Origin of the sequence: Sphaerotilus montanus, from assembly GCF_013410775.1 — a bacterium.
GTDB classification, from domain to species: domain Bacteria; phylum Pseudomonadota; class Gammaproteobacteria; order Burkholderiales; family Burkholderiaceae_C; genus Sphaerotilus; species Sphaerotilus montanus.
In genome coordinates, this window is the sequence record NZ_JACCFH010000001.1 from 2168479 (window position 1) to 2187374 (window position 18896).

Consider the following 18896-nt stretch of genomic DNA (forward strand, 5'->3'; position numbering starts at 1 on the left):
GATCAGTCCTCCAGCCCGCGCAGCTTCGGGTCGAGCGCGTCGCGCAATGCGTCCGTCATCAGCGAGAAGGCGGTGACGAAGACCGCCATGAACAGCGTGGCCGTGGCGAGCTGCCACCAGTAGCCCAGGATCAGCTCGCTCTGCGCCTCGGCCAGCATCGTGCCCCAGCTCACCTGGTCGACGCTCACGCCCAGGCCCAGGTAGGACAAGATCACCTCGTACTTGATGAAGCCGACGACGTGGATCGAGAGCTGCACCAGCACGATGTGGCTGACGTTGGGCAGGATGTGGCGGAACATGCGCTGCAGCGGGCTGGCGCCGATCGCTTCGGCAGCGCGCACGTAGTCGCGGCCGGCGTGTTTCATGAACTCGGCGCGCACCAGGCGGTAGATGCCGGTCCAGCCCGTCAGGCCGAGGATCAGCACCACGCTGGTGACGCCGCGCCCGAACACCGCCGCGAAGGCGAGGATGAGCAGGATGCCGGGGATGGAGGTGAAGACGTTGTAGACCCATTCCAGCAGGTCGCCGATGCGCCCGCCGAAGAAGCCGCCGAACGCGCCCAGCACCGTGCCGATCACCGCGGCGACCACGGCCGCCAGCACGCCGACCAGGATCGAGATCTGCGAGCCCTGGATCGCCTTGTCGAGCACGCTGCGGCCAAGCCGGTCGCCGCCGAAGGGCAGGGTGGGCGACTGGGTGACGGTCTCGATCGACTGCTTCTGCGTGGCGGCGTCCCACTCGGCGTAGCGCGGGGCGAGCGGATCGACGGAGGTCAGGTCGAGCAGCGGCTGCGCCGGGCCGGCCGCGCCGGAGGCGGGCATGCCCGGCATCGCGGCGAATTCGGGCGCCGGGCCGAGCAGCGTGGGCGGCGCGTAGGAGACGCCGCGCTCGGCCTGCCAGTTCGACGCCACCAGCCCGCTGGCCGCCGCCAGCAGCAGCACGGCGAACAGCGCCACCACCGCCATCGACACCAGGCCGACGCGATCCCCCTGCAGCCGCTTCCAGGCCAGCGACCAGACGCCTTCGGAGCGCTGTGCGGAGCGTTCAAGGGAACGTGTCACGACGGTCATTTCAGCGTCACCCGGGGATCGACCGTCTTGTAGAGCAGGTCCGTGAGCAGGTTGATGACCATCGTGATCACCGCCAGGTAGATGGTCACCGCCTGGATGACCGGGTAGTCGCTGCGGTTCACCGCCATCCACACTTCACGCCCCAGACCCGGGATCGAGAAGAAGACCTCGATCAGGAAGGAGCCGATGAAGATGCCGGGCAACTGCATCGAGATGTTGGTCAGGATCGGGATCATGGCGTTGCGCAGCACGTGTTTCAGCAGCACGGTGCGCTCGCTCAGGCCCTTGGCGCGGGCGGTGCGCACGTAGTCGTGGCCGATCTCGTCGAGGAAGAAGCTGCGGTACAGGCGCATCTGCGGCGAGATGCCCACCATCACCGCCAGCAGCACCGGCAGCGGCGCGTAGGTGGTCAGGTTGGTCCAGACGCTGCCCGTCCAGCCCTGCACCGGGAACCAGCCGAGCTGGAAGGCGAACAGCCACTGCCCGACGATGACGTAGACGAGGAAGCTGATCGACAGCGCGACCGTCGTCACCACCATGATTGCCCGGTCGGTCAGCGAGCCGCGCACCGCCGCCACCGCCAGCGCGAACGGAATCGCCAGCAGCGCGTCGAGGACCAGGATCGGCGCCATCACCGTCAGCGTCGCCGGCAAGCGCGACGCGAACAGGCTGGCGACCGACTCGTTCGTCGCCCAGCTCTTGCCCCAGTCGAAGCGCAGGATCTGCTGCACGAAGATCCAGAGCTGTTCCCAGACGGGCTTGTTCAGGCCAAGCTGCTCGCGGATCTGGTCCACCTGGGCGGCGGAGGCGTTCAGGCCGGCGAGGATCTCGGCCGGATCGCCCCCGAAGGACTTGAACAGGAAGAACACCAGCAGTACGACACCGACCAGCGTCGGCACCATCTGCCAGAGGCGGCGGAGCAGGTAAGCACCCATCAGAGGCGGTCTCCATCGACGAACACGGCCAGCTCGCCCGCCTGCAGCGCCACCCAGTCCTCGTTGCAGGTCAGCGGCTCGGTGACCACCACGGCGACGCGGTCCTGCGGCGTCGTCAGGTCGGCGAAGTCCACGGTCAGGTCGGCGTCCTGCAGTTGCGCGGCGGCGAAGGGGTGGCGGCGCAGCACGTAGTGCAATTTGGTCGAGCAGTGGGCCCAGAGCGCCTCGCCCTGGCTGAGCAGGAAGTTGAAGGTGCCGTGGCGGGCGATGGTGGGCGCCAGCTCGGCCAGCGTCTGCGTCAGGTCCGGGATGCTGGGCATGCGGGCGTGGTTCTTGGCCAGCTCCTGCAGTAGCCAGCAGAAGGCGCGCTCGCTGTCGGTGTCGCCCACCGGATGAAAATTGGCGTGCAGCTTGGGCTGGAAATCGACCAGGTTGCCGTTGTGCGCGAAGACCCAGTAGCGGCCCCAGAGTTCGCGCATGAAGGGGTGCGTGTTCTCCAGCGCGACGCGGCCCTGGGTGGCCTTGCGGATGTGGGTGACGATGTGGCGGCTGCGGATCGGGTAGCGGCGCACCATCTCGGCCACGGGCGAAACGGTGGCGCTCTGGTGGTCGACGAAGAGCCGCACGCCCGGGCCCTCGAAGAAGGCGATGCCGAAGCCGTCCTTGTGCTCGGCGGCGCGGTGGGCGAAGCCGGTGAAGCTGAAGACCAGGTCGGTCGGGGTATTCGCGTTGAGGCCGAGCAGCTGACACATGGGCCGAGACATTACCATGCCGCCCAAGCCTTTCCAGCGCTTTCCAGTCTTGCAATCCCGGGAGTTCGATCAATGGATGCTTTCCTGACGCAGCTCGGCCGCCACCTGGCGGACCGCTGGCGTGCCCAGCGCCAGCCGCGCACGCTGCGTGCATTCCGCTGCCTCTGCAGCGCGCCGGTGTTCTTCCGCAACAGCGGCTGTCTGTCGTGCGGGCGTGCGCTCGGCTATGACCCGGCGCAGCGGCGGCTGCTGGCGCTGGATGTGCGCGGCGATGCGCTGATCGAGGCCCGGCCGGCGTCGTCGCTGCACCTGCGCAGCGCGCGGCAGTTCCACCGCTGCGCCAACGCCGTGTCCGCCGCCAACTGCAACTGGCTCGTGCCGGACGACGAGCGCAATGGCGCGGGCGAGCGGCCACTGTTCTGCGTGGCCTGCCGCCTGAACCGCGTCATCCCGGACCAGACCGTGGCCGAGAACCAGCGCGACTGGGCGCTGATCGAGCAGGCCAAGCGCCGGCTGGTGTCGCAGTTGCTGGCGCTGGGCCTGCCGGTGCAGTCACGGCTGGCCGGTGCGGGCGGCGAGGACACGCAGCGCGGGCTGGCCTTCGACTTCCTGCGCCCGCTCGATGGCCAGCCCGTGCTCACCGGCCACGCCAGCGGCATCGTCACGCTCAACGCCGACGAGGCCGACGACCCCACCCGCGAGCGCATCCGCGCCAGCCTGCGCGAGCCCTACCGCACGCTGCTGGGCCATTTCCGGCACGAGGTCGGCCACTATTACTGGGACCGTCTGGTGGCCACGACCGCCTGGCTGCCCGCCTTCCGCCAGACCTTCGGCGACGAGCGCGCCGACTACCGCGCCGCGCTGGAGCGCAACTACCGGCTCGGCCCGCCGCCGGACTGGGCCGACTGGCACGTCAGCGCCTACGCGAGCTGCCACCCCTGGGAGGACTGGGCCGAGACCTGGGCGCATTACCTGCACATGGTCGATGCGCTCGACACGGGCCTGAGCTTCGGGCTGGACGCGGACGATGTCGAGGTCGATGTGGAGCCCTTCGACGAGGCGGTGCTGGCGCAGCCGGATGCGGAATTCCTGCGGCTGGTGAATGCCTGGGTCGAGCTGACGGCGCTGCTCAACGAACTCTCGCGCAGCATGGGCGAGCCGGACTTCTACCCCTTCGTGCTGAGCCAGACGGTGGTGCGCAAGCTGCACCTGGTGCACCGGGTGGTCACGCGGTCGGCGTGAGTTCCACGGCGGCCCTGGCGAGCAGCAGGGCCGTGAAGTCGTGGCGCGGCATGGGGCGTCCGAAGAGCCAGCCCTGCGCCAGCGCGCAACCCTGTTCGCGCAGGAAACACGCCTGTTCCTTGGTCTCGACGCCCTCGGCGACCAGGTCGAGCTGCAGGCTGTGGCCCATCGAGATGATGGCGCGCACGACGCCGGCCTGGTCGCTGCGCGTGGTGATGTCGCGCATGAAGGACTTGTCGATCTTCAGCGTGCTGATCGGGTACTTGGTCAGGTAGCTCAGGGCGGAGTGGCCCGTGCCGAAGTCGTCGATCGCCAGTGTCAGGCCCATGGCACGCAGGCCGTCCAGCGTCTCGCCGGCCTGGCCGCGTTCGTCGAGCAGCAGCCGCTCGGTGATCTCCAGCTCGATCCACTCGGCGCGGCAGCCGGTGCGGGCCAGTGCCGCGGTGACGGTGCCGATCAGGTCGTGGTTGAGGAACTGGCGCGGCGAGAGGTTGACCGCGATGCGCAGCGGCGGATCGCCCGGCGCACGGGCGCGGTTCCAGTCGGCCGCCGCCGCGCAGGCATCGCGCAGCACCCAGGCGCCGATGGCCACGATCAGTCCGCTGTCTTCGGCCACCGGGATGAAGACATCGGGCGAGACCGGCCCGCGCTCCGGATGGTGCCAGCGCAGCAGCGCCTCGGCACCGACGATGCGGCCATCGGCCAGCGCCACCTTGGGCTGGAAATGGACGCTGAACTGGCGTTCGGAAAGGCCACGGCGCAGATCGGCCTCCAGCGTGACCCGGTCGCGGGTGCGCTGGCTGAGGTCTTCCGAGTGGAACTGGTGGCGCGAGCGGCCACCCGCCTTGGCGGCGAACAGGGCGGTATCGGCCTGCTGCATCAGGGTGTCGGGATCGGTGGTGGTGCTGCTGCCATCGCAACCCCGTACCGCGATGCCCACGCTGGCCGAGACGAAGATGTCGTGGTCGTCGATGCGGCAGGGGGCCGACAGGGCCTCGACCAGCCGGCGCGCGATGCGGTCGAGCTGTCCGTGGTCCGCTGCGTCGTGGATCAGCACGGCGAACTCGTCGCCGCCGAGCCGGGCGATCGTGTCCTGGCTGCGCAGGCAGGTGCCCAGGCGCTGCGCCATCATCACCAGCAGCCGGTCGCCGGTGGCGTGGCCGAGCGTGTCGTTGACGTACTTGAAGTGGTCCAGGTCCAGCATCAGCACGGCCTGCACCGGCCGATCGTGCAGCCGCTGCGTGAAGCCGGCACGGTTGACCAGCCCGGTCAGCACATCCTGGAAGGCCAGCGTGTGCAGCTCGCGCTGGGTGGCCTTCAGCTCGGTGATGTCCTGGGTGGTGGTCATCGTCCGGGTGACGTGGCCGGTCGGGTTGTAGTCGAAGCGTTGCACCACCCGCAGGTCGCGCAGGCCGAACGGCCCCAGGATCCTGGTGTCGAAGCGCAACTCCCGGTCGCCATGCGCCAGGGCCTGTGCCGAGAGCTGGATCACCCGGCTCCGGTCCTCCTCGATGACACGTCCCCAGAGCAGGCGTGCGTCATCGACGGTCGGACTGTCGAAGCCGAGCTGGCGCTGGGCTTCGGCGGACAGGGTGGAGCACCGGGCGGCCTCGTTCCAGATCAGGTGACCCATCTGGCCGACCCGCTCGGCGTCTTCGAGGCGGGCGACCAGCCGGTCGCGGTCACGGCGGTTGGCATGCTGTTCCGCCATCGCGCCGCTGATCCGGGACGGTCCCTTGACCATCACGAGGTAGACGTAATAGACCAGTGCGGCACCCATGTAGACCTGGGTCAGATCGCCGCGGGTCAGCAGAACGCCAATGAGCGGGCCCATCGCGAGCACGCCGAACACCGGCAGCGTGCCCCGGATCGACCCGATCAGCGCCGCGCTGCCTGCGCACGTCCCCATCAGCGTCATCAGCAGGGCCGTGCGCGCCGCGTGGTCGTCGATCACGGCATAGAACAGACCGAGCGTGCCCCAGCTCACGCCGCTCAGCACAGTCTGGGCGTGGGCCACGGCGCACCACTGCCGCATCGACCAGCGCGCGCGACCGCCGCCGTACAGGAAATAGTGGGCGACCAGCAGGCGCAGCGCCATCATCGTCTCGACGCCGGCCAGCCACTGGACCAGCCTCGCGTGCGGAGCGGTGCCCCACAGCACCCAGGCAATCAGCGCCGACAGCGCCATGCCCGAAATCACCGCCTGCGGTGTGTGCTGGTAGTGGCTCAGCAGGAGCCGGGAACTCCACTCGGCCGCATCCTCCGCGTCCGACCGGAGGGGACGCGACTCGGGCGGTGCAGCAGTGGAAGGTTCGGGCGTGCGCGTCATCAGGGCAGGCGCCAGCAGGAACGCGGCACCTTCGAGCGCTATCGGCAGTGTGTCGCCCGACTGAAGCTGCCCTGCGTGTTCCGGCGGGCGTTCAGCGCGCCAGCAGCCGGAGCATGCCGCGCACCGACAGCAGGTGGCCCGGGTTCGAGGTCTCGTCGAGCACGCCGCTCATGCGCCGCCGCAGCGAGGCACTGCGCTGCGCACGCCAGATCACCAGATCGGCCAGCCAGGGGTGGCGGTTGACGCTGTTGGCCTTCTCGTAGAGCGCGAATTTCGGCCGCAGCGTGGCGAGATGCTGGTCGTAGCGCTGCCGCACGGCAGCTTCGTCGAGGCCGTCCCGCGCGCCGCTCAGGAGCGCATCGGCGGCCATCAGCCCGGTTTCGAGTGCCTTGCCGATGCCTTCGCCCGTGAAATCGTAGGTCGAGCCCAGGGTCTCGCCGGTGGCGAGCAGGCCGGGGCGGCCGCTCGCGGCGCCTTCGAGCGTGCAGCGCAGCGGTGCGCCCTTGAGATCGCCCTGCAATGTGCCGCCGTCCATCAGCGCGCGGGCCGGGGCGTAGACGCGGGTGAAGTCGTCGAACATCTGGCGCAGGTTGGCGTCTGCGGCCTGGCCCTGGCGGAAGAAGGCGCCGACACCGATGTTGTAGGTGTCCTCCCCACACGGAAAGATCCAGCCATAACCCGGTCGCAGCGCCCGGTCCCACACCACGTCCATCGTCGTCTGCCGGCCCGCCAGCGAAGGGTTGTGCACATAGCCGCGCAGCGCGATGCCGCTCGGGGTGCGCCGGGTGCACAGTCCCGTGGCGACCAGCGGTTGCACGCCGGCGCCAGTGGCCAGCACCACCCAGCGTGCGCGCACTTCGGGCCGCGCCTCGCCCTGGCGCAGCCGGGCGCCGACGACGCGGCCGTTCTCCTCGATCACCGCGTCGAACTTCACCGGCGTCACCAGTTGCGCGCCCTGGCGCTGCGCGTGCTGCACCAGCAGGTGGTCCAGCACCCGGCGCGGCAGCACGGCCAGTGTTCCCGGCACATCGACCTGCCCGCCGCGCGGCGCCACGCAGCGCACATGGCTGACGTGCTGGGCATGCGCCATCACCTCGTCGAGCACGCCCAGTCGCCGCAGCGCGGCATGGGCATCGGGAATCAGGCCGTCGCCGCAGACCTTCTCGCGGGGGAAGTCGTGCTGATCGACCAGGCAGACCGACCAGCCGGCCGCTGCCAGCGTCGCGGCACAGGCGCTGCCGGACGGGCCGGCGCCGATGACCAGCACATCGCAGGAGGCAGGCAGGCTCAAGGCGCTGACAGTGGCAGAAACAGGGCGGGTGGCAGACTGGGACATCGAGAACTCCGGAAGGGCCTCCGGATTCTAGAAGTGGTCCGTATCGGCTGCCCGGTCAACTGCCCATTGGCAACAGCAGTGCGAAGACCGTTTCAACCCCGGGGGTGCTGGAGACTTCAAGGTGTCCGCCGTGGTGGCGGATGATGCCGTGGGCCGCAGACAGGCCCAGCCCCGAACCATCACCTGCAGGCTTGGTGGTGAAGAACGGGTCGAAGATGTGTGGCAGGTCCTCGGGCAAGATGCCTTCACCCTGGTCGATGACCTGGATGCGGACCACCTCGGGGTGGTTCTCCAGGCGGACCCGGTCCACCACCAGCTGCACCTCGCCGCTGCGTTCGCGCATGGCGTAGCCGGCATTCTTGACCAAGTTGAGGAGCACCTGCTCGATGCGCGCGGCGTCGATCAGTACCACCGCGTCCTGCCGCAGCTCGATCCGCAGCGGCACGTGGCGCGGCAAGCTCACCGCCAGCAGTGGCTCGCAGTGGTGCAGCCATGCCCCGAGCGCGACTGGGTGTGGCTGCAGGGGCGTTTCGCGCGCGAAGTGCAGCAGCTCCTTCACCAGACCGGCCGCGCGGTTGCTGGCTTGGAGGATGCCGCCCAGGTTGCGGGCCTGGGCCGAACCGGCCTCGGCCTGCAGGGCGCACAGCTCGGCCAGCCCGATGATCGAGCCCAGCAGGTTGTTGAAGTCGTGCGCGACACCAGCAGCCAGGGTCGTGACGGCGCGCAGCTTGTCGTTCTGCCGCACGCGCTCTTCGAGTCGCCGCAGCGGGGTGATGTCGCGCCCGATGCACACATGGCTGAGCAACTGGCCATCCTGGTCGCGGATCGGAGAGATCGACCAGGTGGCGGGGAAACTGGTGCCATCGGTGCGGATCTGGTCGTTGGTCCAGTGGCCGGTGTGCTGTGCAGGCAACTCGGTCGGCCACAGCTCGGCCTGCCGGGGACGTGCCTGGTGCAGCCGCCAGCCGGTGGCGTGCTTGAAGGCGGGGTTCAGGTAGTCGAGCTGACCTTGCGCGTCGAACACCAGCACGAAGTCGTCGGTCTGCTCGAACATGACCAGCACCTTGCCGTGCTCTTCCTGCCAGCGTTTGCTGGCCTTGCGTGTCTCTTCCAGTTGCCGAGGCAGCATCACAGCCAGCATCAGCGGCGTCACGTCGCCCGACGCCAGTCGCCGGTAGGCCTGCGCTTGCAGGCTGCCTGCCGGCGCAGCGCTCCAGTCCTCCGCCAGCAGGGCCTGGGTGCGCTGGTGCAAGCCGAGCATGTCGTCGAGCGAGACGACATGTGGCAGCAGCGACTTGGCCAGGTCACTGGCAGCCAGCAGCACCGCCTCGCGCTGCAGGTCGTCGCTCGCACAGAGGTAGCGCTCGAACAGCGCCCGGTAGGTCGGTGCCAGCGATTCCAGCATCACGGTGATCCGTTCAGATCCGGTGGGACGTGTGCGACCAGCACGGCGGCGTCGTCGCGCGTCGGATGTCCTTGCGCCATCAGGTGCCGACACAGCCGTCCGGGTTCGCGCACCCACTCGGGCAGCATCACGCCGACGGTCAGCGATTCGTCCAGGCCGTCGGTGAACAGCAGGAGCCAGTCGCCAGGCAGCAAGTCGAGGTCCAGTACCGTCACCCGGCGGCTGCCGTGGCCTGCGCTGAGCTGGCCATCACCGACGATGCCGTAGGACGAGGGCAGTCGCTGCGTCCGACCTGTTCGCCAGCGCAAGGTCCTGGTGTTGCCTACACCAGCGTGGCGCAAGCGACCCGGTGTGATCCAGGTCAGCCCGATGGCCGCGCCCCGGGTGCCGGCCAGGGCGGTGTCCAGGTGCAGCAGCATCTGGTCTGGGTGGCCGGCCAGTTCGGGCTGATTCGCGGTCTGTTCCAGGATGTTCCGGGCGGCCTGGGCAGCGCGCGCCGCCTCGGGACCGTGGCCGAGTCCGTCGATGACCGCCAGCCAGTGCCCGACGGCGGCTGGCGGTGCGGTAGTTACCACGGCCACCACATCGCCGCACACCGTCTCGCCCGCGATCGGCTGGCTCAGGCAGTCCCAGTGCAGCGAGGTCATGCGCCGAGCTTCGCCCACTTGCAGGCCCTCACCCAGGTGCCGACACCGGGTGTCGATCGGATCTCGAACTCGTCCATCAGGCGCTGCACCCCCGGCAGGCCGCAGCCCAGGCCGCCGCCGGTGCTGTAGCCCTCCTGCTGCGCCAGGGCCAGGTCGACGATGCCCGGCCCCTCGTCACCGGACTGCAGCTCGACCCCGCGGCGCATCGATGGCGCTTGGGACGAGGACAGGGGCAGCAAGCGCAGCGTGATCGTGCCGCCGCGGGTGGTGTGCATCCACAGGTTGTTGGCCAGCTCCGACGCGGCGGTCGCGACATGGGCGGCCAGCAGCGGTGACAGGCCGTGGTCGAGGCAGAAATGGCGGGCAGCGGCCACCACATGCGGCACGTCGGTCTCGCGCTCCACCGTGCAGACCGCACTGTCTTGAAGATGACCTGGTGGTCGTGTCATGGGCTCAGTGGTGGCGACGGCGGCGCACGATCTGGATGCATACCACCGTGCCGCCCGTGCCGGACTGGATGTCGAAGTGGTCCACCAGCCGCTGGGTGCCCGGCAGGCCGGCACCCAGGCTTCCGCTGGTGGAAAAGCCGTCGCTCATGGCCTGTTGCAGGTCGTCGATGCCAGGTCCGCTGTCGCGCACCTCGGCCTGCAACCGGATCTGGGCGTGGTCGGAGAGGTCGCGCAGCTCGCACCGGCCACCCGAGGCGTACACCAGCGCATTGCGGCTCAGCTCGGACACCGCCGTGGCGAAGCGCGTCTGGTCCATCACGCCCAGTCCAATGTCCTTGGCCAGGGCGCGTGCGGCCAGCCGGGCACGCAGCAGATCGGCGCTGTTCGCCAGCTCAATCGTTTGCGAACTCATCGGGCGCTCCTGTGAGATGTCCAGTGAGGAGGTCACCGGTATCAGTCGCCGCGATCAATCGTTCCAGTCGGACGAGTGCACGTTCCAGGTTGAAGGCGGTCGGCACATCGACCAGGTTGCGGCCCATCTCCACCAGGGTCAGCGCCACCGCGGGCTGCACGCCGCAGACCACGACACACGCGCCCAGGATGCGCAGCATGCGGGCCGTGTCGTTGAGCACCCGCGCCATGTACGAATCGACCACGTCGAGCGCACTGACGTCGATCACGACGCCGCGGACCTGGTCCTGCGCCACCCGTTCTGTGAGGTCGCTCTGGAAACTGAGCACGCCTTCGTCATCCACGTCGGCGTGCAGGGGCACGATCAGGATGTGGGCGTTCAGTCGAAGCAGGGGTACGCGCATCGGTCAGCCCCCCTTTTGCAGATGGCCGTTCAACTGCCGCCCGGTCATGCGCAGCGCCAGGACCACGCCCGCCTTGAGCGAGCCGCGGGTGGGCACTGCGGACAGGTCGATCCCGAGCTTGACCATGGTCAGCGCAGTGCTCGGGCTGATGCCGGTCAGGATCACCTGCGTGCCGAGCATCTCGGCAGCAGCCACGGTGCGCAGCAGGTGCCGCGCGACGCTGGTGTCCATCACGGGCACACCGGTCACGTCGATCAGCGTGACCTCCGCCTCGGTGCGCCCGATGGCTTCGAGCAGCCGCTCGGCCACCTGCACCGCTCGCACGGAATCGACGATGCCCACCAGCGGCAGCAGCAGGATCGAGTCCCACAGCGTGATCACCGGCGTGGACATGTCGAGCAGCGACTGCGCCTGGCTGCGGATCACGGATTCTCGCGTGGTGACGAATTGCGATACCAGCGTCATCACGCAGCGGTCGAGCAGGGACTGCAGGCGCCACAGCGCTTCGGTCTGCAGGGTCGGGTCGCATGTACCGGGTGCCATCAGCCGCGCCAGCAGGACGTCCTTGCACGACTGGACAAACCGGACGGAGGCTTCCGGTGCCTGGCCGCGCGCGGCGCGCACCTGGCTGGCCGAGCGCAGCACGCCGTCGAGTTGCTGCTGGGCGGCGGCGGCCTCCAGCTGGTCGGTCTGTCCGAGGGCGTGTCGCAGGGCGTCCAGCAATTCGTTCATCTCCGCATGCAGGCTGTCCATGTCGGCGCCAGCGAGCGCGGGACTGCCCAGCCGAGCCTTCCAGTCCGTCAGCAGTTCATCGTGGTGATCAGAGATCAGTTGCTGCAGCGCGGGCGCTACGGAAGGCGAGGGCATGGGTGATCCATTCCGGAATTCAGGGCGGTAGCACCGAACGGACTGCGGCTTGCAAGGCATCGCGACCGAAGGGTTTGGGGAGAGATTTTGCCACTCCGAGCAGATTTGCCGTGTCGAGATTGAACTGAGGGGACAGTGTCCGGCGCCCCCCGGAGATGGCGATCACGGGCAGACCAGGGTGGGACTGCTTCAATTGCACGATGAATTGCGCCCCATCCATCACCGGCATCAGCATGTCGGTGATCACGAGGTCCACACCTGAGGCGTGCTGGGCCAGGTGCAGCAGGCCGGCTGCGCCACCTGCCACGTCGATGACCCGGTGACCGTCGAGTTCAAGCAACTGGCGCACGGTATCGCGCAACAGCGCGTCGTCATCGACTAGGAGGATGGTGTGCATGTGTGTGACGCAGTCAGAACAGTTCGATGTGCTGTGAGACCGTCCGGTCTGCAGGACTGTCGGTGTGCGGATCAGGGGGGCGGTGTGCTTTCTCGATGGTCATGTACTGGTCCAGCAGTGCCCGTGCACGCGCATCGAGATCGGCCAGATCAGGCTGTCCGCTTTCAACCTGGGTGAGCAGGTGGCCCAGCAGCGCGTGCCGCTGCTCGAAAACAGGTGCCTGTCGGCCGATGATCTGCTTGAATACGTCGTGGTACTGTCCCGCATCAAGCAGGGACAGAATGCCCTTGCTGAGTTCGGTGTTGTGCTCGGTGATGGCGGTCAGGAGCATGTTGTAGAACTGGCGCATGTCGAGGTAGCCTTCGTCGAACTTGCCGGTCAGTGTCAGCAGCCGTGCCACTTCGCGCTCGTTGTACTGCATGCGCTGGGCAAATTCGCCCGCCAGGCGCGCCTGAACGGTATCCACCAGATGGCGGATGTTCTGTTCGATGCTCTTGGCGGAGTTGCTCGATTGCAGTGCCAGACGCCGGACCTCGCTGGCCAGCACCGAGAACGCGCGGCCAGCCTCGCCGGCATGGGCAGCGGCGATCGCCGCGTTGATCGACAGGATCTCCGTCTGGCGGGCCATGTCGCGGATGGTCTCGGAAATCGACGACAGTTGTCCCACCTCGGTGACCAGTCGTTCCAGATAGGCGCGCTCTTGTGCGATCTGCTCGGGGAGTGCTTGAACGAAGTTGGAAAACTCGGTCGCGATCGAGCCATTGTGTTCGATCATCGACTGCATCTCGATGCTCTGCCGGTTGGCCGTCTGCAGGTAGTCGAGCAACCGCCCGGCCAGCTGGTGCAGGTGCGTGACACGATCGATGGTGTTCAGCGAAGAGGTTTCCGACAGGCTGACTGCACGGTCCAGTTGCTGCAGCATCTGCTGGTCCAGTGCTTCCATGGTCTGCCGCACGCCGGTATCAGCCTCGGTGTGCGTCGTTGCCTGGCGCTGCAGTCGGTAGCGCAATGTCCTCCACCAGAACAGCACGCCGGACCCTGTCAGCAGCAGCCCGCCCAGGTCGGATGCCAGTGTCCAGCCGGTTCGCAGCAGATCGGACGTCACCAATCCTGTTCCGCATAGCCCGACCAGTATCAGCGCCTGTTCCAGGGTCGTGAATTGTTTCAGGATGACGGTAGTTCTCATGAGCCGGTTCTGTGTCACTGTGTGGCGAGCCTCGGCTAGAAAAGCTCGATGGGCGGCCCCATCGCGTTGTTTTCAGTCGGCATGGCGACATTCTTTTCGTTCGTCTGCACCTGCTGGTGGGGACTCCATTGACTTTGCATCACGTAGTTTTCTGTCCAGCGGGTCACCAGCTCTTCCAGTTGAACGGGAGGTGGCGGTGCCTGTCCGTCGATCAGTTGATAGAGCTGGGCAAAATGGTCCGACAGGCTGCTCAAGGCACTGTTCACCTGTTCCAGCATCTGGCGGTTGATGTCCTGGAACTGCATGTCGCCCAGCGTGTCGATGACGTCCCGGGTCATGAGTTGGATGCCTGAGTCCATGGTGCCCGACAGCTCGCTCAGGTAGGGCACTGTCTCGGACAGCGTGCGGCTCATCAGCTCGATCTGGTGGGCGATCTCGCCGAGCTGTTGGGTGGTGTCCCCTGCGCGTGTCGATTCGGCGGCCGCCATTTCCCGGTCGATCTGCTCGGCGGCTTGCAAGATGCCCCGTGTGATCTGCAGAGCGGCTTCTTCCGTCTGTGCGGAGAGGTTGCGGACCTCGGCGGCGACCACTTTGAAGCCGGCGCCTTCCGGCCCCGCCCGAGCGGCTTCGATGGACGCATTGAGCGACAGCAGGTGGGTCTGGCGCGAGATGTTCGAGATCAGCTCGGCCAGCGGCATCAGTTGGCGGACTTGCTTCGCCACGGCCCGTATCCGATAGCGGTTTTCGAGGTCGGCCGACTCGGCTGCCTTCTGGTGTTCGGACAGGGTATTCACCGCTTTTGTGTGGCGTTCCACACCTGATAGCGAATCGGCAGACAGGGTGTGCGAGTGCCCCACTGCCTGCTCGATGCGCTCATGCAGTTGCACCACGTTGCCATGCACCCGTTGCATGCGCTCCATCATCGACAGCACCGCTTGCTCGGAGGTCTTGATGGTCGTCATGACTTGCGCCTTCAGGATGCCAAGCGCCTGGTGCAGCGTACCGATGTCCTGCGCCACGACTTGGTGTGCAGTGCCCTGTCCCGCGGTCTGCAGAGGCTTCTGGAACCGACCGAGCACGAGGCCGATCAGTAGTCCGCCGAGCATTTCCATGACACCGGTCCATGTCACCCGTTCGGGCCAGAGCTGTTGCAGCAGCAAGGCCAGTGCACTGACAAGCAGCACGCCCAGGTCACGCCATGTCAAACGACGCCAGGGCGTGAAGGTTGATGGCGTCAGCATGATCTTCATGCTGGTTTCATGCCCCCGGAATGACTTGTCTGATGACCTTGACCAGATCGGCACCACCGACGGGCTTGACCAGCCAGCCGGTGGCGCCATTTTTCTTGGCTTCATCACGCTTGCCTTGCTGGCTTTCTGTCGTCAGCGCCAGGATGGGTGTGAAGCGCAGCAGCTTGCGGGCTTCGCGGATCAGCTCGATGCCGTCCATCTTGGGCATGTTGATGTCCGTGATGATGAGGTCGGGCTTGAGGCCGGCCTTTAGCTTGCCCAGTGCTGCCTGGCCGTCGCTGGCCGTGTCAACCTTGAACCCGCTGATCTCCAGCGTGCCTTTCAGGCTCATCAGCATGGTGGCGGAATCATCGACCAGAAAAACGTGTTTCATCGGAATTCTCGGTTGGCGCAGAAGGTGTCAGGTCAGTTCGATCGGGGGGCGGCCAGCACAGCCTGCAGCCACGGATCCGCCGGCTGGCCGATGATCCGCGGGCGCAGGGCCAGCAGTACTTGCAGGACGGCGGCGTGCATCTGCTGGCACCGTGTCACGTTTACGGCCGATCCAGGTCGGGACTTGAGCCATTCCAGAAGAATTTCAGCGTCTTCCGCGCTCACCAGGCCCTGCAGGGTGGCCGACTTTTTCAGATACCGGATGCCCATCAGACAAGCTCCTTCGGGTTGAGGATCATCAGCACGCTGCCGTCGCCCATCAGCGCCGTGCCAGCAAACCCGGTGATGCCGGTCAGCACGCCTTCGAGCGGCTTGAGGATGATGTCGGAGGTGCCGTGGAAGTTGTCCACCAGCAAGCCGACGTTTTCGCTGCCGAGCCGCACCACCAGCACGGCCAGTTCGCCGTCCTCGTTCGGCCGGGGCGCGCAGTCCAGGCCCAGCAGCTCGTTCAGCGCCCGCAGCGGCACGATGCGCCCGCGCAGCACGGTGGTCTGAGAACGCTTGAAGTGGTGGATGTCCTCGGCTGGCACCCGCACCGTCTCGACGATCAGGTCCATCGGCACGCCGAACCGGCGCTCGCCTGCCTCGATCATCATCACGTTGGTGACCGCCATCGACAGCGGCAGCGTCAACCGCACCGTGGTGCCCTGGCCGCGCACGCTGTCGAGTTCGACCTGGCCGTTGATGCGCTCGACTGCGTTGCGCACCACGTCCATGCCGACGCCGCGCCCGGACAGGTCCGAGATCGCGTCGGAGGTGGAGAACCCTGGCAGGAACACCAGTTGCACTGCTTCGGTCTCGGTCAGGCTGGAGGCCCGGTCCGAGGGGATCAGGCCGCGTTCGACTGCCTTGAGACGCACGCGGTCGGTGTCGATGCCGGTGCCGTCGTCGCTGATGGTGAGCATCACGCGGTCGCCTTCCTGACGCGCCGCGACGCGCAGTGTGCCCTGGGCGGGTTTGCCGGCGGCCAGGCGAACCTCCGGCGTTTCCAGCCCATGGTCCAGGCTGTTGCGCAGGATGTGGATCAGCGGATCCGCCAGCGACTCGATGACGTTCTTGTCCGCTTCGGTGTCCTCGCCCTCGATGACCAGGCTGACGTCCTTGCCGAGCTTCTTGCTCAAGTCGCGCACGAGCCGACCGAAGCGCTGGAAGATGATGCCGACCGGCAGCATGCGCACCTGCATGATGGCGTGCTGCATGTCCTCGGCGATGCGGTTGATCACCGAATACTGGGTCTTGATCTCGCGGGCCAGTTCCCGCTGTCCGAACAGCGACTCAGCCCGCGTGGCCAGGTAGGGCAGGGCGTTCTTGGCCACCACCATCTCGCCGATCAGCTCCATGAGTCGGTCGATCTTGTCCTGCGACACCTTGAGCACCTTCTGGCCGCGCTCGGCGCCGCCCTCCTCGGCAGTCGGGTGGGTCGCGTTGCGGCGGGGGGGCTGCGGCATCGCCTGCGGGTGGCCGGGCGGGTGGGCGTGACCGTGTCCATCGGGGTGGTACTGCTGTGCCCATTGCGCCAGCGGCACCGGGCCCGGTGCCAGCCCCTGCAACGCCGTGCGGGCCTGACTGACGAGCGCATGATCGTCCCGGCAGGCCAGCAGGTTCGCCAGCGTCTGCCGCACGGCAGCCACCGTGCCAGCCGAAACCCCGGTGCGGCCCAGCAAGCGGCGCTGGTCGTCCCACACCTGCTGGAGACGGGTATTCAGCAGGTCCACGTGGGGAGCCGGGGTGGGTACAGCGACGGCCACCGGGGGCGCCAGCACGCGCCAGTAGTCCACCTGTTCTGGCACATAGCGGAAGTGGGCCTCGACCTCGGCCAGAGGTGCTTCGCTCACCAGGCGAATGTCCAGGTTGCAGGCGTAGCAGTCGAACTGATCGCCCTCGGGCCACGGCGCGTTTGGCCGCACGTCCAGGTGCAGCAGCCCCGGCGCCGTGCGGGCCAGGTGCCAGGGATCTTCGCCCTTGAAGAAGCAGGTCTCTTCGGGCACGTAGCGCACGAGCACCCGCCCGGGCTGGCGCCACTCGGCGGGCAGCGGGTTCGACCAGTCGGGCGCGGCCAGGGCCGCCTCGCTCCGTCCTGCCACAGGGGCTACAACCGGCTCGCCAATCTGGTCCCGCAGCGCGGCGGCCAGCAGGCGCGCACGGTCCTGCGTGCCTTCAGGCAGGGTACCTTCGGCCTCGATCACGTCGATCAGCGAGGCGGTGTAGTCCATCGCCTCCAGCAGCGCGTCGGCGATCGATTCGTTGTACGACAGGCGGCCGTTGCGGATGCGGTCCAGCACGTCTTCCCCGGCATGGACCACCAGCTCCAGCGCCTTGAACTCGAACAGTCCGCAGTTGCCCTTGAGGGTGTGGACTTGCCGGAACAGGTCGTTGAGCAGGTCGGGGTCCTGTGGGGCCTTCTCCACGTCCAGCAGTCGCTGGCCGACACGTTCCAGGCACTCGCGCGACTCCAGGATGAACTGGTCGAGCAGTTCCGTCGAATTCAGACTCATGCCCGCACTCCTTGCAACGACTGGGCATCGGCTGCCCGCCGGGCCGCCTCGGCATCCCCGAGCATCAGGGCGGCGGTCAGTACCAGCCCCTGTGGTCGGGCGGGCTTGATCAGGTAGCCGTTGGCCCCGGCTTCCTCCGCGACCAGGGCGTCCTGGGGCTGCGCTTCGGTGGAGACCATCAGCACGGGCGCCTGGGCCCCATGAGGCAGGCGCCGCAGCTCCCGCACGAAGGTGTAGCCGTCCATCTTGGGCATGTTGATGTCCACCACGTACAGATCGAATGGCTGTTCCGGCGGCTGGTTCATCACCCGCTCCAGTGCTTCGAGGCCATTGACGGCCTCCTCGACGTGCCAGCCGGCGTCGCCGAGCATCTTGCGGTGGTACATGCGCACAGTGGCGGCGTCATCAACCACGAGGATGTTCTTCATGAGCGGTTCCCCGACATGGGTTTCTGGTAGACCATTGCGTCCGGGAAACGGCGCACGGTGTAGAGCGACGAGATGCGGCTCATCGATTCCGAGTGGCCCAGGCAGACAAAGCCGCCCGGCGTGAGGGCGTCGTACATGGCCTCTGCCGCCAGGCGGCGCGACAGGTCGTCGAAATAGATCAGCAGGTTGCGACAGAAGATGACATCGATGTCGCGGAACCGGCGCGTGTCATTGGCGTCGCTGAGGTTGACGCGGCTGAAGTCCACCGCCGCGACCAGGTCGCGCGAGATCTCGAACTCGTTGTCCGAGCGGCGGTGGAAGTATTTGTCCAGGTAGGGTTTGGGCAACTGGCCGACCGAGCGCGCCGAGTACACCCCGCGCTGCGCCGCACTCAGCACGGTCGTGTCGATGTCCGACGACAGGATCTCCACCTCGTACTGGTCGATCAGCGGCCAGCGTTCCAGCAGGTAGATCGCGATCGAGTACGGCTCCTCGCCGGTGGACGACGGGATCGACCAGATCCGGATGCGGCTGCCCGGGCGCTTGTGGCGCACGACCTCGGCGAGCATGTCCCTGACCAGACAGTCGAACTGGTAGAACTCGCGGAAGAAGTAGGTCTCGTTGACCGTCATCGCGTTGACCAGTTGCTGCAGCTCGGCCCCGTCGGCCTCGAAACGCAATGCGATGAAGTACGATCGGAAGTTGTCCGCGCGGGTGGCCTCGATGCGGTCGATCAGCCGCTTGTCCACGAAATAGCGCTTGTTGTCCTCGAAATAGATGCCGGTCTTGCGGTAGAAGAATTCCCTGAATTTGAGGAAGTCCGAGTCCGTGATGACGGGTTGGGTGACGGCGGTTCTCATG

20 protein-coding genes are annotated in these 18896 nt (G+C 67.3%); 1 reads left to right on the forward strand and 19 read right to left on the reverse strand.

Going from position 1 to position 18896, the window contains the following annotated elements; genetic code table 11:
* Positions 1–2 precede the first annotated feature (2 nt).
* From BDD16_RS09850 to BDD16_RS09860, 3 genes are read right to left on the reverse strand one after another with little or no spacing between them, the layout of a single operon-like run.
* The gene (locus tag BDD16_RS09850; RefSeq protein ID WP_179633783.1) at positions 3–1070 is read right to left on the reverse strand and encodes an ABC transporter permease; all 1068 of its coding nucleotides are present in this window, start codon (positions 1068–1070) and stop codon (positions 3–5) included.
* On the reverse strand, positions 1067–2005 hold the full coding sequence (locus BDD16_RS09855; RefSeq protein WP_179633784.1) for an ABC transporter permease: 939 nt from the start codon (positions 2003–2005) through the stop codon (positions 1067–1069). Before BDD16_RS09855 ends, BDD16_RS09850 begins: the two co-directional genes overlap by 4 nt.
* A complete protein-coding gene (locus tag BDD16_RS09860; RefSeq protein ID WP_179633785.1) occupies positions 2005–2757 on the reverse strand; it encodes a class II glutamine amidotransferase in 753 nt (250 codons plus the stop codon). Before BDD16_RS09860 ends, BDD16_RS09855 begins: the two co-directional genes overlap by 1 nt.
* Before the next feature lie 72 nt (positions 2758–2829).
* On the opposite strand from BDD16_RS09860, the gene BDD16_RS09865 reads away from it, so the two are divergent.
* Positions 2830–3999: a zinc-binding metallopeptidase family protein gene (locus BDD16_RS09865; RefSeq protein WP_179633786.1), complete on the forward strand. Its 1170-nt coding sequence runs from the start codon at positions 2830–2832 to the stop codon at positions 3997–3999.
* On the opposite strand, the gene BDD16_RS09870 is transcribed toward BDD16_RS09865, so the two are convergent.
* The 16 genes from BDD16_RS09870 to BDD16_RS09945 form a co-directional block, all read right to left on the reverse strand.
* Complete coding sequence (locus BDD16_RS09870) at positions 3983–6328, reverse strand: putative bifunctional diguanylate cyclase/phosphodiesterase (protein WP_179633787.1); 2346 nt, start codon at positions 6326–6328, stop codon at positions 3983–3985. The genes BDD16_RS09865 and BDD16_RS09870 overlap by 17 nt on opposite strands.
* A 91-nt stretch (positions 6329–6419) precedes the next feature.
* Positions 6420–7664: an NAD(P)/FAD-dependent oxidoreductase gene (locus tag BDD16_RS09875; RefSeq protein WP_179633788.1), complete on the reverse strand. Its 1245-nt coding sequence runs from the start codon at positions 7662–7664 to the stop codon at positions 6420–6422.
* A gap of 55 nt (positions 7665–7719) precedes the next feature.
* Complete coding sequence (locus BDD16_RS09880; protein WP_179633789.1) at positions 7720–9069, reverse strand: two-component system sensor histidine kinase NtrB; 1350 nt, start codon at positions 9067–9069, stop codon at positions 7720–7722.
* Positions 9069–9716: a SpoIIE family protein phosphatase gene (locus BDD16_RS09885; protein WP_179633790.1), complete on the reverse strand. Its 648-nt coding sequence runs from the start codon at positions 9714–9716 to the stop codon at positions 9069–9071. The genes BDD16_RS09880 and BDD16_RS09885 overlap by 1 nt, the downstream gene beginning before the upstream one ends.
* Positions 9713–10165: an ATP-binding protein gene (locus tag BDD16_RS09890; RefSeq protein ID WP_179633791.1), complete on the reverse strand. Its 453-nt coding sequence runs from the start codon at positions 10163–10165 to the stop codon at positions 9713–9715. The genes BDD16_RS09885 and BDD16_RS09890 overlap by 4 nt, the downstream gene beginning before the upstream one ends.
* Positions 10166–10169: 4 nt before the next feature.
* Positions 10170–10577, reverse strand: a complete 408-nt coding sequence (locus BDD16_RS09895) for an anti-sigma regulatory factor (protein ID WP_179633792.1) — start codon at positions 10575–10577, stop codon at positions 10170–10172.
* Positions 10558–10980, reverse strand: a complete 423-nt coding sequence (locus BDD16_RS09900) for an STAS domain-containing protein (protein WP_179633793.1) — start codon at positions 10978–10980, stop codon at positions 10558–10560. Before BDD16_RS09900 ends, BDD16_RS09895 begins: the two co-directional genes overlap by 20 nt.
* 3 nt (positions 10981–10983) lie before the next feature.
* The gene (locus tag BDD16_RS09905) at positions 10984–11847 is read right to left on the reverse strand and encodes an STAS domain-containing protein (protein ID WP_179633794.1); all 864 of its coding nucleotides are present in this window, start codon (positions 11845–11847) and stop codon (positions 10984–10986) included.
* A 19-nt stretch (positions 11848–11866) separates the two neighbouring features.
* Positions 11867–12244 carry a response regulator gene (locus BDD16_RS09910; RefSeq protein ID WP_179633795.1) on the reverse strand — a complete coding sequence of 126 codons (378 nt, stop codon included), beginning with the start codon at positions 12242–12244 and terminating at the stop codon, positions 11867–11869.
* A gap of 13 nt (positions 12245–12257) precedes the next feature.
* Complete coding sequence (locus BDD16_RS23305) at positions 12258–13448, reverse strand: methyl-accepting chemotaxis protein (RefSeq protein ID WP_179633796.1); 1191 nt, start codon at positions 13446–13448, stop codon at positions 12258–12260.
* Between the two features lie 17 nt (positions 13449–13465).
* On the reverse strand, positions 13466–14680 hold the full coding sequence (locus BDD16_RS09920) for a methyl-accepting chemotaxis protein (RefSeq protein WP_179633797.1): 1215 nt from the start codon (positions 14678–14680) through the stop codon (positions 13466–13468).
* A gap of 7 nt (positions 14681–14687) precedes the next feature.
* Positions 14688–15053: a response regulator gene (locus BDD16_RS09925; RefSeq protein ID WP_179633798.1), complete on the reverse strand. Its 366-nt coding sequence runs from the start codon at positions 15051–15053 to the stop codon at positions 14688–14690.
* Positions 15054–15085: 32 nt separating this feature from the next.
* Positions 15086–15322, reverse strand: coding sequence for a hypothetical protein (locus BDD16_RS09930; RefSeq protein ID WP_179633799.1), 237 nt, complete (start codon positions 15320–15322; stop codon positions 15086–15088).
* Positions 15322–17607 (reverse strand): chemotaxis protein CheA, encoded by a 2286-nt coding sequence (locus BDD16_RS09935; RefSeq protein ID WP_179633800.1) that lies wholly within the window; start codon positions 17605–17607, stop codon positions 15322–15324. Before BDD16_RS09935 ends, BDD16_RS09930 begins: the two co-directional genes overlap by 1 nt.
* Positions 17604–18035: a response regulator gene (locus BDD16_RS09940; RefSeq protein ID WP_179633801.1), complete on the reverse strand. Its 432-nt coding sequence runs from the start codon at positions 18033–18035 to the stop codon at positions 17604–17606. Before BDD16_RS09940 ends, BDD16_RS09935 begins: the two co-directional genes overlap by 4 nt.
* Positions 18032–18895, reverse strand: a complete 864-nt coding sequence (locus tag BDD16_RS09945; protein ID WP_179633802.1) for a CheR family methyltransferase — start codon at positions 18893–18895, stop codon at positions 18032–18034. Before BDD16_RS09945 ends, BDD16_RS09940 begins: the two co-directional genes overlap by 4 nt.
* Between the last annotated feature and the right edge of the window lies 1 nt (position 18896).

Bases quoted from the DNA above. Each gene is read 5' to 3' on its own strand.
- BDD16_RS09850 (WP_179633783.1), bottom strand. From the start codon at position 1,070: ATGACCGTCGTGACACGTTCCCTTGAACGCTCCGCACAGCGCTCCGAA.
- BDD16_RS09855 (WP_179633784.1), bottom strand. From the start codon at position 2,005: ATGGGTGCTTACCTGCTCCGCCGCCTCTGGCAGATGGTGCCGACGCTG.
- BDD16_RS09860 (WP_179633785.1), bottom strand. From the start codon at position 2,757: ATGTGTCAGCTGCTCGGCCTCAACGCGAATACCCCGACCGACCTGGTC.
- BDD16_RS09865 (WP_179633786.1), top strand. From the start codon at position 2,830: ATGGATGCTTTCCTGACGCAGCTCGGCCGCCACCTGGCGGACCGCTGG.
- BDD16_RS09870 (WP_179633787.1), bottom strand. From the start codon at position 6,328: ATGACGCGCACGCCCGAACCTTCCACTGCTGCACCGCCCGAGTCGCGT.
- BDD16_RS09875 (WP_179633788.1), bottom strand. From the start codon at position 7,664: ATGTCCCAGTCTGCCACCCGCCCTGTTTCTGCCACTGTCAGCGCCTTG.
- BDD16_RS09880 (WP_179633789.1), bottom strand. From the start codon at position 9,069: ATGCTGGAATCGCTGGCACCGACCTACCGGGCGCTGTTCGAGCGCTAC.
- BDD16_RS09885 (WP_179633790.1), bottom strand. From the start codon at position 9,716: ATGACCTCGCTGCACTGGGACTGCCTGAGCCAGCCGATCGCGGGCGAG.
- BDD16_RS09890 (WP_179633791.1), bottom strand. From the start codon at position 10,165: ATGACACGACCACCAGGTCATCTTCAAGACAGTGCGGTCTGCACGGTG.
- BDD16_RS09895 (WP_179633792.1), bottom strand. From the start codon at position 10,577: ATGAGTTCGCAAACGATTGAGCTGGCGAACAGCGCCGATCTGCTGCGT.
- BDD16_RS09900 (WP_179633793.1), bottom strand. From the start codon at position 10,980: ATGCGCGTACCCCTGCTTCGACTGAACGCCCACATCCTGATCGTGCCC.
- BDD16_RS09905 (WP_179633794.1), bottom strand. From the start codon at position 11,847: ATGCCCTCGCCTTCCGTAGCGCCCGCGCTGCAGCAACTGATCTCTGAT.
- BDD16_RS09910 (WP_179633795.1), bottom strand. From the start codon at position 12,244: ATGCACACCATCCTCCTAGTCGATGACGACGCGCTGTTGCGCGATACC.
- BDD16_RS09920 (WP_179633797.1), bottom strand. From the start codon at position 14,680: ATGAAGATCATGCTGACGCCATCAACCTTCACGCCCTGGCGTCGTTTG.
- BDD16_RS09925 (WP_179633798.1), bottom strand. From the start codon at position 15,053: ATGAAACACGTTTTTCTGGTCGATGATTCCGCCACCATGCTGATGAGC.
- BDD16_RS09930 (WP_179633799.1), bottom strand. From the start codon at position 15,322: ATGGGCATCCGGTATCTGAAAAAGTCGGCCACCCTGCAGGGCCTGGTG.
- BDD16_RS09935 (WP_179633800.1), bottom strand. From the start codon at position 17,607: ATGAGTCTGAATTCGACGGAACTGCTCGACCAGTTCATCCTGGAGTCG.
- BDD16_RS09940 (WP_179633801.1), bottom strand. From the start codon at position 18,035: ATGAAGAACATCCTCGTGGTTGATGACGCCGCCACTGTGCGCATGTAC.
- BDD16_RS09945 (WP_179633802.1), bottom strand. From the start codon at position 18,895: ATGAGAACCGCCGTCACCCAACCCGTCATCACGGACTCGGACTTCCTC.